The organism is Achromobacter xylosoxidans (assembly GCF_014490035.1).
Lineage (GTDB): Bacteria > Pseudomonadota > Gammaproteobacteria > Burkholderiales > Burkholderiaceae_B > Achromobacter > Achromobacter bronchisepticus_A.
Window position 1 is genome coordinate 902,017 of sequence record NZ_CP061008.1, and the last position, 12,153, is coordinate 914,169.

Below are 12,153 nucleotides of genomic sequence, written 5' to 3' on the forward strand. Positions count from 1 at the left end.
GGCGCTCGCGCTCGCTACAGTTCGTTCCTTGGAAGAGGAACGATGGCATGGTCGACGTCTTGGTGGTGGGAGGGGGTAACGCGGCGCTGTGCGCGGCCCTGATGGCGCGCGAGGCCGGCGCCAGCGTGCTGCTGCTGGAAGCGGCGCCGCGCGAATGGCGCGGCGGCAATTCGCAGCACACGCGCAATCTGCGCTGCATGCACGATGCGCCGCAGGACGTGCTGGTCGAGGCCTATCCCGAGGAAGAATACTGGCAGGACCTGCTCAAGGTGACGGGCGGGCTGACCAACGAGCATCTGGCGCGGCTGGTCATCCGCGAGTCCTCCACCTGTCGCGACTGGATGCGCCGCCATGGCGTGAACTTCCAGCCGCCGCTGTCGGGCGCGCTGCACGTGGCGCGCACCAACGCGTTCTTCATGGGCGGCGGCAAGGCCCTGGTCAACGCCTACTACCGCAGCGCCGAGGCGCTGGGCGTACGGATCCGCTACGACGCGCCGGTCGACTCGCTGGAGCTGGATGGCGGGCGTTTCGTGGCGGCGCGCATCGGCGATGAGCGCATCGAGGCGCGCGCCTGTGTGCTGGCGGCCGGCGGCTTCGAGTCCAACCGCGAGTGGCTGCGCGAGGCCTGGGGCCAGAACGAGCGCGGCGAATGGCCGGCCGACAATTTCCTGATCCGCGGCACGCGCTACAACATGGGTGTGCTGCTGAAGTTCATGCTGGACGCCGGCGCGGACAGCATCGGCGATCCGTCGCAGTCGCATTGCGTGGCCATCGACGCGCGCGCGCCGCTGTACGACGGCGGCATCTGCACGCGCATCGATTGCGTGTCCCTGGGCGTGGTGGTCAACCGCGAGGCGCGGCGCTTCTACGACGAGGGCGAGGACTTCTGGCCCAAGCGCTATGCCATTTGGGGCCGCCTGACGGCCATGCAGCCGGGCCAGATCGCCTATTCCATCATCGACGCCAAGGCCGTGGGCCGCTTCATGCCGCCGGTGTTTCCCGGTGTGCAGGCCGACACCTTGCCCGAACTGGCCGTGAAGCTGGGCCTGGATCCGGTGGTCTTCGAGCAAACCCTGAGCGACTACAACGCGGCCTGCCGTGTCGGCAAGTTCGACCATACGGCGCTGGACGACTGCCATACCGAGGGCCTGGCGCCGGCCAAGACGCACTGGGCGAGGCCCATCGACACGGCGCCGTTCTATGGCTATGCCTTGCGGCCCGGCATCACCTTTACCTACCTGGGCCTGAAGGTGGACGACACCGCCGCGGTCCGGTTCAACGACGTGCCTAGCGACAACCTGTTCGTCGCGGGCGAAATGATGGCCGGCAACGTGCTGGGCAAAGGCTATACGGCCGGGGTGGGCATGTCCATCGGCACGGCCTTCGGCCGCATCGCCGGCACCCGGGCCGCGGCAGCCGCGCGCGCCCGGCACAACGCGGAAGCACGACATGAAGCAGCTTGAAGCCCTGGCCCGCGAGGCCCAGTCCTTTTCCACGCAGCACGGCGAGGCAGCATCCGTCATGGCAGAGCAGCCCGTGCGCTGGCATGCCAAACAGGCCGAACTCCAGACGGATCTGCTGACGGGCGATGAAACCGAAGTCGCCCGCGTCATGCAGATCTGCAACGCCTGCCGCTATTGCGAAGGATTCTGCGCGGTGTTTCCCGCCATGACCCGCCGCCTGGAATTCGGCAAGGCCGACCTGAACTACCTGGCCAACCTGTGCCACAACTGCGGCGCCTGTCTGCACGCCTGCCAGTACGCGCCGCCGCACGAGTTCGCGGTGAACGTGCCGCAGGCCATGGCCCGCGTCCGGATGCAGACGTACACCGATTACGCCTGGCCCGCGGCGCTGGGCGCCCTGTATAAGCGCAATGGCCTGACCGTGTCGCTGGCTGCCGCTGCGGGCCTGGCGCTGTTTCTGACGCTGGCCGTGCTGATGGCGGGCGGCCTGTTCCATGAGCCCATGGCCGGCAACTTCTACGCGGTGTTCCCGCACAACACGCTGGCGCTGATGTTTGGCGTGGTGTTCGGCTTCGCGATGCTGGCGCTGGGCGTGGGCGTGACGCGCTTCTGGCGCAATGTCAGCCCGGGAGCGGCCACAGGCGCTGCGGTGGCGGAGGCTGCGCATGACGCGCTGCGGCTGCGCTATCTGGATGGCGGACATGGCAAGGGCTGCAACAACGCGGACGACGCCTTCACCTTGTGGCGCCGGCGCTTCCATCACTTCACCTTCTACGGCTTCATGCTGTGTTTTGCCGCCACCAGTGTGGCCACGCTGTACCACTATGCGTTGGGCCTGCAGGCGCCGTATCCGTTCTGGAGCGCGCCGGTGCTGCTGGGCACGGCGGGTGGCATCGGCCTGCTGATCGGACCGGCGGGCTTGCTGTGGCTGAACCTCAAGCGCCATCCGCAGCAGGGCGACGCGGCGCAAAAGCCCATGGACCGCGGCTTCATCGCGCTGCTGTTCCTGACCAGCGCAACGGGCCTGGCCTTGCTGGCCGGCCGCGACGGCGGCGCGATGGCGCTGCTGCTGGCCATCCACCTGGGCGTGGTGATGGCGCTGTTCCTGACGCTGCCTTACGGCAAGTTCGCTCACGGCATCTACCGTTCGGCCGCGCTGCTGAAATGGGCCATCGAGAAACGCCAGCCCAACAAGCTGCAGCTGGGCTCGGATTGAAGCACCGCGCAGCCGCGCGGCCATGACGGCGCCCGTCGACGGCGCCGCGACCGACAACATCCAGGAGACTTCAATGTTCCGCACTTCCTTGCTGGCGCGCGCCGCGCTGGCCGCCTGTCTGCTGCCGGCCTTGCCGGCGGCGCACGCCCAGTCTTTCCCCTCGAAGCCGATCACGTTGGTGGTGCCGCATTCCGCGGGCGGCACTTCGGACATCCTGGCACGCACCGTTGCGGCCGAGGCCGCCAAGACCTTGGGCCAGACTATCGTCATCGACAACAAGGGCGGCGCCAACGGCACCATCGCCGCCAAGCAGGTGGCCACGTCCGCGCCGGACGGCTACACGCTGCTTTTGGCCACCGCCAGCACGCACGGCATCAATCCGTCCTTGTATTCGCGGATTTCCTATGACGCGGTGAAGGACTTCACGCCCGTGACGCTGCTGGCCACGGTGCCCAACGTACTGGTGGTGGGCAAGCAGGTGCAAGCCGCCAATGTGCAGGAGCTGGTGTCCTACATCCGGTCGCAGGGCGACAAGATCAACATGGGCTCGGCCGGCGCGGGCACCCCCGGCCATCTGGCCGGCGAGATGTTCAAGAGCGCCGCCAAGCTCCAGTTCACGCACATCCCCTACAAGGGCGGCAGCCCCGCCATCACAGACCTGATCGGCGGGCAGATCGACTTCATGTTCACCACCATTCCCGGCGTGCTGCCGCACGTGAAGGCCGGCACGCTGCGCGCGCTGGCGGTCACCTCGCCGCAGCGTTCGCCCGCCATGCCGGATATTCCCACCATGGCGGAATCGGGCCTGCCCGGCTTTCAGGCCGTGTCCTGGCACGGCATCGTTGCGCCGGCCGGCACGCCGGACGCGGTGGTCGCCACGCTGAACCAGGCGCTGAGCGGTGCGCTGGCCGCTCCGGCCGTCAAGCAACGCCTGATGGAAGAGGGCGCGCAGGCCTCCAGCCTGAACACGGCGGCGTTCGGCGCCTTCATCCAGAGCGAGATCGCGGCCTGGGCCAAGGCGGTCAAGGATTCGGGCGCCACGGCCAACTAGAACTTGTAGCGCAGCTGCGCCAACACGTTGCGCGGCGCGCCGTAGTAGACGGAGTTGTAGTTGCCGATGCCGGAGTAGTAGGTCTTGTCCAGCACGTTGTTCAGGTTCACCGTCACGCGCAGGTCCTTGTTGAAGTCATAGGCCGCCATCAAGCCGAAAACGCCGTAGCTGTCCTGCGTGAAGCGGCGGTTGGCGCCATTGACGGTCTGCGAGAAATAGGTGCTTCCCTGCCAGAGCATGTTGCCGCCCACCGTCAGGCGGTGCCAGTCTCCCGGCAGGCGATAAGTGGTGGCAAGCTTGAACAACTGCTCGGGCTGGGTTGTGCTGACGCGTTCGCCTGCACGGTCGCGCGACCGGCTATAGGTGTAGCCGGCATGCAGTTGCCAGCCGGGCAGCAACTCGCCGGATACCTCCAGTTCGATGCCCCGGGTAGTTACGCCGGGTACGGCGATATAGGCGGTGCCGCCAGTGGGCGTCATGGCGCCGCTGGGATCCAGTTCGGCGACGTTGTCCTGCTTGAGCTGGAACAACGCGACGCTGGCGTTCAGGCGGCCGTCCAGGTATTCGCCCTTGGCTCCCACTTCCACGCTCTTGCCCGTCATGGGATCCAGCTGGCGATTGGATGCGTCGAAGTTGAAGGCCTGCGGCTTGAACACGTCGGTGTAGCTGGCATAGACGGTGTGGTAAGCGTCCACATCGAATGTGACGCCGGCATACGGAATGAACTTGTTCTTCACATCGGTGCCATAGTTGCCGCGAAAGCCGCTGCTGAAGACGGAATTCTGTTCCCAGCGGTAGTCGGTCAGCCGTCCGCCCAGGATCAGCGCGAATCGGTCGGTGGGGTGTAGGACGGTGGCGCCGTAGAGGATCTTCTGCGATACCTCGATATCGTGGTCGAGCAGACGTTTGTAGACCGTGGGCTTGAAGCTATTGTTGTTCCAGTTGAAGGCGTCTTTGATGGTCGTGTCGCTCAGGCCGTCGTCGCGTCGCGACGTTGAGTGCGTGCGCGCGGCGTTGTAGCCGAACACCAGGTCATGGCGGCGGCCCAGCAGCGAGTACGTGCCGGAGGCCTGCACGTCCACGCTGTTCTCGCGCGAATCCGTATCGAACAGGCTGGCCTGGCCCAGGCTGTGGCTGATGCTGTGCGTCTTCGCGTCGATGAATGAACTGCCCATCCCGGCGATCAGCTCGCTGGACGAATAATTCCGATGCCCCGCGGCCAGCTTCAGTTGCCAGTCGTTGTCGAAGGTATGCGTGACGTCGGCGAAGTAGCGGGTGGTCTCGTGATTGCGCCAAGTCCACTTGTCGGCGGGATTGGTCGAACGCGAGAAGCTCGCCTGCCGGCCGTCCGAGTAGAACGCGGGCAGGTGGATGTTGGATGAGGCGTCGTTCTTGTTTTTTTGATATTCGATACCCAGCGTTGCCGTGGTGCGCGGCGTGATGTCGGCTTCGACTATGCCGTAGAGCACGTCCTCGCGGGTTTTCGTGTACTCGATGAAGCTGGCGCTGTCGTTCACCGCGGCGATCATCCGGCCGCGGATCCTGCCGTTCTCGGCCAGCGAGCCGCCCAGATCCAGTTCGCCCCGGTACTGATCCCAGGACCCGGCGCCGGCGGTGACGCTGCCCTGGAATTCGCGGGTGGGCCGCTTGCGGATCAGGTTGATGACGCCCGAAGGATAGCCGGCGCCATTGACCAGGCCCGTGGCGCCCTTGAGGATCTCGACGCGGTCGTAGATGACCGAGCTGCTGATGCTGTAGTTGTCCCGCACGTTACCGCCGTCGCTGGACAGGCTGGGCAGGCCGTCGAACTGGAAATTCTGCAGCTGGAAGCCGCGGGAATAGAAAGCGTAGCCTTCGGAGTTGCTGCGGCTGACGACGACGCCTGGCGCTTGCTCCAGCGCGCCGGCAACGGTGACGATGCCCTGGTCTTCCATCTGTTGGCGCGTGATGACCGTGACGGACTGCGGCGTTTCGCGCAATGACAAGCGCATGCGCGTGGCGGAGTTGGATTCGGGTACGGTATAGGAACCCGTGCCTTCGCTGGGCGGGATGAGGCTGCTGGCCGTGACCATGACCGGTTCCAGGGAGGTCACGGCGCCAGCTGGAGGCTGCAGACGCACGCTCAGCACCCCCGCAGGGGTGACGACGAGTTCCAGGCCTGTGCCCGCCAAGGCCTGCCGGGCCGCGGCTTCGGCGCTCAGCGAGCCGCGCACCGGCGCGGCTTGCTTGCCTGCGACAAGTTCGGCGTTCGCCGAGATGGTGCGGCCGCTATGCAGCGAAATCCGGCTCAGCGTGTCCGCCAGGGGCGCGGCTGGCAGGTCGTAGGACTGTGCGGCCTGATGCGCGGGGGCGGCGTCCTGCGCAATGGCGGACTGCGGCAGCGCGCCAGCGCTGAGGGCGACGGCGACTAGCGCTGCGCTGCGGCTCAAGGGGAAATTCATGATTCAAGATGTCCGGCAAAAGGAGATTTCGGTTGCGTCACAGGTAATGACGGATACCGGACCTCAATCCCCTCATCGCCGCGCGGGCCACGCGATTGTTTTTGTTATGCGGCGTCCACCAGCGTCAGCCATGGACCGTAGCGACGGACCTGTATCGGCAGGGTTTCGCTCAGGGCCAGCAGGGTCTGGCGCGGGGCGTCCAGCGGGAATACGCCGAATACGCGCAGCTCGGCGGCTTGCGGCGACAGGCGGATCACGCCGGGCTGATAGGCGCGCAACTGCTCTATCACTTCTGCCAGGCGGGCGTCGCGCACACTGAGGATGCCGCTGCGCCAGCTGGCCTGCGCGGCGCCGTCCCGTTGCCACGCGCGATTGTGGTCGAAGGCCGCGGTGCCGGTTTGCGGCAGCGTCAGGGCGGCGCCATGGTCGGGCTGCAGCGTAAGCATGTTCTCAAGGGCGCTGGCGACGGCGTAGGTATCGAACTGGTTCACAGCCAGATGCGATTGGCCGCCGGTCACGGCGCCGTACCGGGTTTGGACCACGAAGGGCCGGCTGTCGGAGCGGGCCTCGGCATAGAGTCCACCCTGGCGCAGCACGACGGTGCGTCGCAAGTCGTCATAGCGGACATCGACGGCCGAACGCGCGTTCAGCGTCAGCGTGGAACCGTCTTCCAGCGCGTAGGTCTGCCGTTCGCCGGTGCGGGTGGAATAGGTGGCGGACAGTCCGGCAAGCGGAATGTAGCGGTCGGCCATCAAGGCGCCGGCAGACACGCCGGAGAACAGCATCGCCAGCTTCAGCACGCGGCGTCTGTCCAACCCGCTGCTTTGCAGCAGGGCGGCCCGCGCGGCGCGGGCGGGACCGGGCGCCGCTTCTGCCGCTCCTCGCAACTGGGCCAGGGGCTGGCGCATGATGCCGTCCACCTCGGCCCAGGCGCGCGCGTTTTCCGGATGGCTGGCGAGCCAGCGCTCGAAGCGCTGGCGGTCGTGGTCCGTGGCCTTGCCGGATGTCAGCAGCACGATCCAGTCAACGGCGCGTTCCATCAGCGCGTCGCGGGCGGCGCGGGGCGCGGAGACACCGCTCATGCCAGATCGGCTGCGCGGCGCGAGGCGATGCAGTGCAGAAAGGCGCGCTTTACATGACGCTCGACCGTCGCCAGCGACAGGCCCAAGGCCTGGGCAATGGCTGGGTGCGTCATTCCGTCCAGCCGGTTCAGCAGGAAGGCATGTTTGACCGGCACGGGAAGGCCGTCCAGCAGGCGATCGATCTCCATGACCGCCTGCTTCAGCATCAGCAGCGTCTCGGGGGATGCCATGACCGGCTCCGGCTCCTGCGACAGCGCCTGCAGGTAGCGGGCTTCGACATCGCGCGTGCGCCATAGGTCGATGGTGAGCCGGCGGGCCAGGGTCAGCAGGTAGGCGCGCGGTTCGGAAGGGACGACGGCGTTGGGCGAGACGAGGACGCGGAAGAATGTGTCTTGCGTGAGGTCGGCGGCGTCTGCGCGGTTGTTGACGCGCCGGTTCAACCAGCCTAGCAGCCAATCATGATGTTCCGCGTAAAGCCGGTGGACGTTCTGGTACGCGAGGGAGTCCATGGATGGCGAGGCGGTAAATGGGTGTTAATAAGAATAACACTCATTTATAACGTGAATCGCCGCCCAGGACAACGGGACTAGCCCGCCAGCAGCTTGCCCAGCGTCGCCATGCCTTGCTCCATCTCCGGATTCCAGGGATGCCCGCCGTTCAGACGCAGAAAATTACCGAAGCCGCCGGATGCCGAGAACAGCGGGCCCGGCGCGATGCTGATGCCGTGTCCCAGCGCGGCGCGATGGACCTTGAGCGTGTCGATGTGCGCGGGCAGCTCCACCCACACAAAGTAGCCGCCCAGCGGCCGCGTGGCGCGCGTGCCCTTGGGGAAGTAGCGGGCGATGGCTTGCAGCAGTTCTCCTTGCTGCTGGGCCAGCGCCTGGCGGAATTGCCGCAGGTGGCGATCGAAGCCGCCTTTTTCCAGATAGGCGGCGATGGCCGCCTGGGTCGGCGCGGCGGTCGCCAGGCTGGTGGTGAGCTTGTTGCGCATGATGCGGCGCGTGTAGCGGCCGGCGGCCACCCAGCCCACCCGGTAGCCCGGCGCCAGGGTCTTGGAGAACGAAGAGCAGTGCATGACGATGCCGTCGCGGTCGTAGGCCTTGGCCGGCCGCGGGCGTTGTTCGCCGAAATACAGCTCGCCGTAGACATCGTCTTCGATCAGCGCCACGTCGTGGCTGGCCAGCAGCCGCACCAGCGCTTCCTTCTTGTCGTCGGGCATGAGGCTGCCCAGCGGGTTCTGGAACGTGGTCATGAGCCAGCAGGCTTTGGGGCGGTGGCGCAGGATGGCCTGCTCCAGCGCCTGCAGGTCTATGCCTTCGCGCGGATGCGTGGCCACTTCGATGGCGTGCAGGTGATTGCGTTCCAGCGATTGCAGCGCGGCGTAGAAGGTGGGAGATTCCACGATGACCGCGTCGCCGGGCTCGGTGACTGCCGCCAGGCTCAGGTTCAGCGCGTCCAGCGCGCCGTTGGTGATGATGATGTCGTCCACCGGCACCGACATGCCATCGGCCAGGTAGCGCAGGGCGATGGCGCGGCGCAGGGCGGCATCGCCCGGACTGAGGTCGTCGATCGAGCCCCAGGGATCCAGGCGCTGCACCGTGGCTGCCATGAACTTCGCCAGGCGTCCGTAGGGCAGTAGCGAGGGGTTGGGAAAGGCCGAGCCGAAGGGCAGCATGTCGCGGCGCAGGGTGGCGTTAAGCACCTGCAGCACGTTGTCGCTGACGTCCACTGGATGGCGTCCTGCGCTGGCGCTGGACAGGCCGTCCAGCTCCGGCAGCGTGGCGTGCGGCGCGCGCAGCACGTAGTAGCCGGAGCGGTCGCGCGCGCGGATCAGGCCGCGCGCTTCCAGCAGGTAATAGGCCTTGAACACCGTCGACGGGCTGACCCCGCGGCTGGCGCTGGTCTGCCGTACCGAGGGCAGGCGGTCGCCCGCCTGCAGCAGGCCCGATCGGATCGAGGCGGTGATTTCTTCTGTCAGCCGTTCATAGCGCTTCATGGGGCGGGTCCGTTTGCGTGGGTCGTTTCAGGTCGACATGCCGATGGATCTCATCACCAGGCGCAGCGCGTAGGCCGCCACGCCCAGGGCCGCGACACTGCATGCCCAGATCATCGCCAGCCAGAGCAGCCGGCTGCGCCACGTGGGCAGGGAGGGTTGGGAGCCGTTCATCAGTGGAACTCCTCGCCGAGACGCACCTTGCCCCGGAACACGTAGTACGACCAGGCGGTGTACATGAGAATAATCGGAATGATCGCCAGCGCTCCCACCAGCGCGAAGCCCAGGCTTTGTGGCGGCGCGGACGCGGTCCAGATGGATACGTCAGGCGGGATGATGGCGGGCCAGATGCTGATGCCCAGGCCGCTGTAGCCCAGGAACAGCAGCGCCAGCGACAGCACGAAGGGGCCGGCATTGGGCATGCCCTTGACGCGGCGGATGAGATCGAAGCCGGCCACGGCGACCAGCAGCGGCACCGGCAGGAACCAGAACATATTGGGCAGGCTGAACCAGCGCTGCGCGATCTGCGGTTGCGCCAAGGGCGTCCAGACGCTGAGCGCCGCGATCACGGCCAGCAGCAGCAGCGTGAGCGGACGGGCGATGTCGCACATGTGGCGGTGCAGGCGGCCCTCGGTCTTCATGATGAGCCAGGTGCAGCCCAGCAGCGCGTAGGCCACGACCAGTCCCGCGCCGGTGAAGAGCGAGAAGGGGCTGATCCAGTCCCAGGCGCCGCCCTGGTAAGCGCGGTCCACCACCGGGATGCCTTCGATGTAGGCGCCCAGCGTCACGCCCTGGAAGAACGTGGCGCACACGGAGCCGAGCACGAAGGCGCGGTCCCACAGCGGGCGGTGATGCTCGTCCGCCTTGAAGCGGAATTCGAATGCCACGCCGCGGAAGATCAGGCCCAGCAGCATGAACACCAGCGGCAGGTGCAGCGCGCTCAGGATCACCGAATAGGCCAGCGGGAACGCCGCCATCAGGCCGGCGCCGCCCAGCACCAGCCAGGTCTCGTTGCCGTCCCACACGGGCGCCACGGTGTTGACCATGACGTCGCGTTCCTCGCGGTCGGAGATCAGCGGAAAGAGGATGCCGATGCCCAGATCGAAGCCATCCATGATCACGTACATCATCACGCCGAACAGGATGATGACGGCCCATACCAGTGCAAGGTCGATGCCCATGGCCTCAGACTCCCGAATGCTTGCGTTGCGCGGGCTCGATGCCCGCCAGGGTGGAGGCGGCCGACAGCGGCCGCGACGGTTGGCGCGGTTCGCCCGGGCCGCCCGACAGCGGCGCGTGGCCGGGGGCGGGGCTGGGGCCCATGCGGATCAGGCGCAGCATGTACGAGACGCCGGCGCCGAACACCAGCAGGTACACCACCACGAACAGCGCCAGCGTCAGCGTCAGTTCGCCCAGGCCGTGCGGGGTGGCGGCGTCGGCGGTGCGCATGACGCCATACACCACCCAGGGCTGGCGGCCGATTTCCGTCACGTACCAGCCAGCCAGGATGGCGATCAGCCCGGACGGTCCCATCCACAACGCGAAGCGGTGCAGCCAGCGCGATTCGTACAGCCGGCCGCGCCAGCGCGACCAGGCCGCCCAGAGGGCCAGCGCGATCATCAGCATGCCCAGGCCCGCCATTACGCGGAACGACCAGAACACGGCCGTGGCGTTGGGCCGGTCTTCGGGCGGATAGGACTTCAGGCCGGGGAACTGGCCGTCCCAGCTGTGCGTGAGGATCAGGCTGCCCAGGCGCGGGATATTGACCGCGTAGCGCGTTTCCTCGCGCTCCATGTCGGGGATGCCGAACAGCGTCAGCGGCACGCCCGCGCCGGGCTCGTTTTCCCAATGGCCTTCGATGGCCGCGATCTTGGCGGGCTGGTGCTTGAGCGTGTTCAGGCCGTGGAAGTCGCCCACCACGGCTTGCAGCGGGGCCACCAGCAGCAGCATGCCCATCGCCATCGCGAACATCTTCTTCACGGCGGGGCTGCGATCGCCGCGCAGCATGTGCCAGGCGCCGGAGGCGCCCACCATCAGCGCGGTCGCCAGGAAGGCGGCGATGCCCATGTGCGCCAGGCGGTAGGGGAAGGACGGATTGAAGATCACGGCCAGCCAGTCCGTGGGCACCACGCGGCCGTCCAGGATTTCGTAGCCGGCGGGCGTCTGCATCCAGCTGTTGGACGCCAGGATCCAGGTGGCCGACACCAGCGTGCCCAGCGCGACCATCACGGTCGAGAAAAAGTGCAGGCCCGGCCCCACGCGCGACCAGCCGAACAGCATTACGCCCAGGAAGCCGGCTTCCAGGAAGAAGGCGGTCAGCACTTCGTAGGCCAGCAGGGGCCCGGTGACGCTGCCGGCGAAATCGGAGAAGAAGCTCCAGTTGGTGCCGAACTGATACGCCATCACCAGGCCGGACACCACGCCCATGCCGAAGTTGACGGCGAAGATCTTGGTCCAGAAATGGTAGAGGTCGCGGTAGACGGTATTGCGCGTGCGCAGCCACAGGCCTTCCAGCACGGCGAGGTAGCTGGCCAGGCCGATGGTGATGGCGGGGAAGATGATGTGAAACGAGATGGTGAAGCCGAACTGTATTCGGGCAAGCAATAGCGCGTCGCTATCCATGGCGGTATTCCTGACTTCTTCGCCAGCGCGCCTCAACCGCCACAAGACGGCGTGCGCTGACGGGTGTTTGACCTACACCGTGAAGTTAGAGCCGCAGCCTGGATCAGTACAGATTCAGAGAGTGAAGAAAAAAGCGGATCAGTTTGGGTGACTTGCAGGAAAAAAACCCGCTTTTCATAGGGAAAATAACTGTGCTGCAAGTCATGCGAAGGCCGTGAAGTTACAAAAAAAGCAGCACAGCAAAGGCGGGTGCGTCCCCTGATACGCTCGTTCCGAGTACGCAGC

10 protein-coding genes are annotated in these 12,153 nt (G+C 66.6%); 3 read left to right on the top strand and 7 right to left on the bottom strand.

Annotated features, from left to right (window positions below; genetic code table 11):
* The first annotated feature begins 47 nt into the window (after positions 1 to 47).
* The 3 genes from tcuA to IAG39_RS04185 all read left to right on the top strand — a co-directional run bounded on the left by tcuA (position 48) and on the right by IAG39_RS04185 (position 3,730).
* Positions 48 to 1,463, top strand: a complete 1,416-nt coding sequence (gene tcuA, locus IAG39_RS04175; protein WP_118931406.1) for an FAD-dependent tricarballylate dehydrogenase TcuA — start codon at positions 48 to 50, stop codon at positions 1,461 to 1,463.
* Positions 1,450 to 2,679, top strand: coding sequence for a tricarballylate utilization 4Fe-4S protein TcuB (tcuB, locus tag IAG39_RS04180; protein WP_118931405.1), 1,230 nt, complete (start codon positions 1,450 to 1,452; stop codon positions 2,677 to 2,679). Before tcuA ends, tcuB begins: the two co-directional genes overlap by 14 nt.
* A gap of 73 nt (positions 2,680 to 2,752) precedes the next feature.
* Positions 2,753 to 3,730 (top strand): Bug family tripartite tricarboxylate transporter substrate binding protein, encoded by a 978-nt coding sequence (locus IAG39_RS04185; protein ID WP_118931439.1) that lies wholly within the window; start codon positions 2,753 to 2,755, stop codon positions 3,728 to 3,730.
* Here the strand turns inward: IAG39_RS04185 and IAG39_RS04190 are convergent.
* The 7 genes from IAG39_RS04190 to IAG39_RS04220 all read right to left on the bottom strand — a co-directional run bounded on the left by IAG39_RS04190 (position 3,727) and on the right by IAG39_RS04220 (position 11,868).
* Positions 3,727 to 6,171 carry a TonB-dependent siderophore receptor gene (locus tag IAG39_RS04190; RefSeq protein ID WP_118931404.1) on the bottom strand — a complete coding sequence of 815 codons (2,445 nt, stop codon included), beginning with the start codon at positions 6,169 to 6,171 and terminating at the stop codon, positions 3,727 to 3,729. The two genes, IAG39_RS04185 and IAG39_RS04190, sit on opposite strands and share 4 nt — an antisense overlap.
* A gap of 104 nt (positions 6,172 to 6,275) precedes the next feature.
* Positions 6,276 to 7,253, bottom strand: coding sequence for a DUF4880 domain-containing protein (locus tag IAG39_RS04195; protein ID WP_118931403.1), 978 nt, complete (start codon positions 7,251 to 7,253; stop codon positions 6,276 to 6,278).
* Positions 7,250 to 7,762 carry a sigma-70 family RNA polymerase sigma factor gene (locus IAG39_RS04200; RefSeq protein ID WP_059371279.1) on the bottom strand — a complete coding sequence of 171 codons (513 nt, stop codon included), beginning with the start codon at positions 7,760 to 7,762 and terminating at the stop codon, positions 7,250 to 7,252. Before IAG39_RS04200 ends, IAG39_RS04195 begins: the two co-directional genes overlap by 4 nt.
* A 77-nt stretch (positions 7,763 to 7,839) precedes the next feature.
* Complete coding sequence (locus IAG39_RS04205) at positions 7,840 to 9,249, bottom strand: PLP-dependent aminotransferase family protein (RefSeq protein ID WP_059371280.1); 1,410 nt, start codon at positions 9,247 to 9,249, stop codon at positions 7,840 to 7,842.
* A gap of 27 nt (positions 9,250 to 9,276) precedes the next feature.
* A complete protein-coding gene (locus IAG39_RS04210; RefSeq protein WP_118931402.1) occupies positions 9,277 to 9,420 on the bottom strand; it encodes a DUF2474 domain-containing protein in 144 nt (47 codons plus the stop codon).
* Positions 9,420 to 10,427, bottom strand: coding sequence for a cytochrome d ubiquinol oxidase subunit II (gene cydB, locus IAG39_RS04215; RefSeq protein WP_059371281.1), 1,008 nt, complete (start codon positions 10,425 to 10,427; stop codon positions 9,420 to 9,422). The genes IAG39_RS04210 and cydB overlap by 1 nt, the downstream gene beginning before the upstream one ends.
* Positions 10,428 to 10,431: 4 nt before the next feature.
* Positions 10,432 to 11,868 carry a cytochrome ubiquinol oxidase subunit I gene (locus IAG39_RS04220; protein WP_054452023.1) on the bottom strand — a complete coding sequence of 479 codons (1,437 nt, stop codon included), beginning with the start codon at positions 11,866 to 11,868 and terminating at the stop codon, positions 10,432 to 10,434.
* Between the last annotated feature and the right edge of the window lie 285 nt (positions 11,869 to 12,153).

Excerpts from the sequence above, each read along its gene's own strand:
- tcuA (WP_118931406.1), top strand. The coding sequence starts at position 48 with ATGGTCGACGTCTTGGTGGTGGGAGGGGGTAACGCGGCGCTGTGCGCG.
- tcuB (WP_118931405.1), top strand. The coding sequence starts at position 1,450 with ATGAAGCAGCTTGAAGCCCTGGCCCGCGAGGCCCAGTCCTTTTCCACG.
- IAG39_RS04185 (WP_118931439.1), top strand. The coding sequence starts at position 2,753 with ATGTTCCGCACTTCCTTGCTGGCGCGCGCCGCGCTGGCCGCCTGTCTG.
- IAG39_RS04190 (WP_118931404.1), bottom strand. The coding sequence starts at position 6,171 with ATGAATTTCCCCTTGAGCCGCAGCGCAGCGCTAGTCGCCGTCGCCCTC.
- IAG39_RS04195 (WP_118931403.1), bottom strand. The coding sequence starts at position 7,253 with ATGAGCGGTGTCTCCGCGCCCCGCGCCGCCCGCGACGCGCTGATGGAA.
- IAG39_RS04200 (WP_059371279.1), bottom strand. The coding sequence starts at position 7,762 with ATGGACTCCCTCGCGTACCAGAACGTCCACCGGCTTTACGCGGAACAT.
- IAG39_RS04205 (WP_059371280.1), bottom strand. The coding sequence starts at position 9,249 with ATGAAGCGCTATGAACGGCTGACAGAAGAAATCACCGCCTCGATCCGA.
- IAG39_RS04210 (WP_118931402.1), bottom strand. The coding sequence starts at position 9,420 with ATGAACGGCTCCCAACCCTCCCTGCCCACGTGGCGCAGCCGGCTGCTC.
- cydB (WP_059371281.1), bottom strand. The coding sequence starts at position 10,427 with ATGGGCATCGACCTTGCACTGGTATGGGCCGTCATCATCCTGTTCGGC.
- IAG39_RS04220 (WP_054452023.1), bottom strand. The coding sequence starts at position 11,868 with ATGGATAGCGACGCGCTATTGCTTGCCCGAATACAGTTCGGCTTCACC.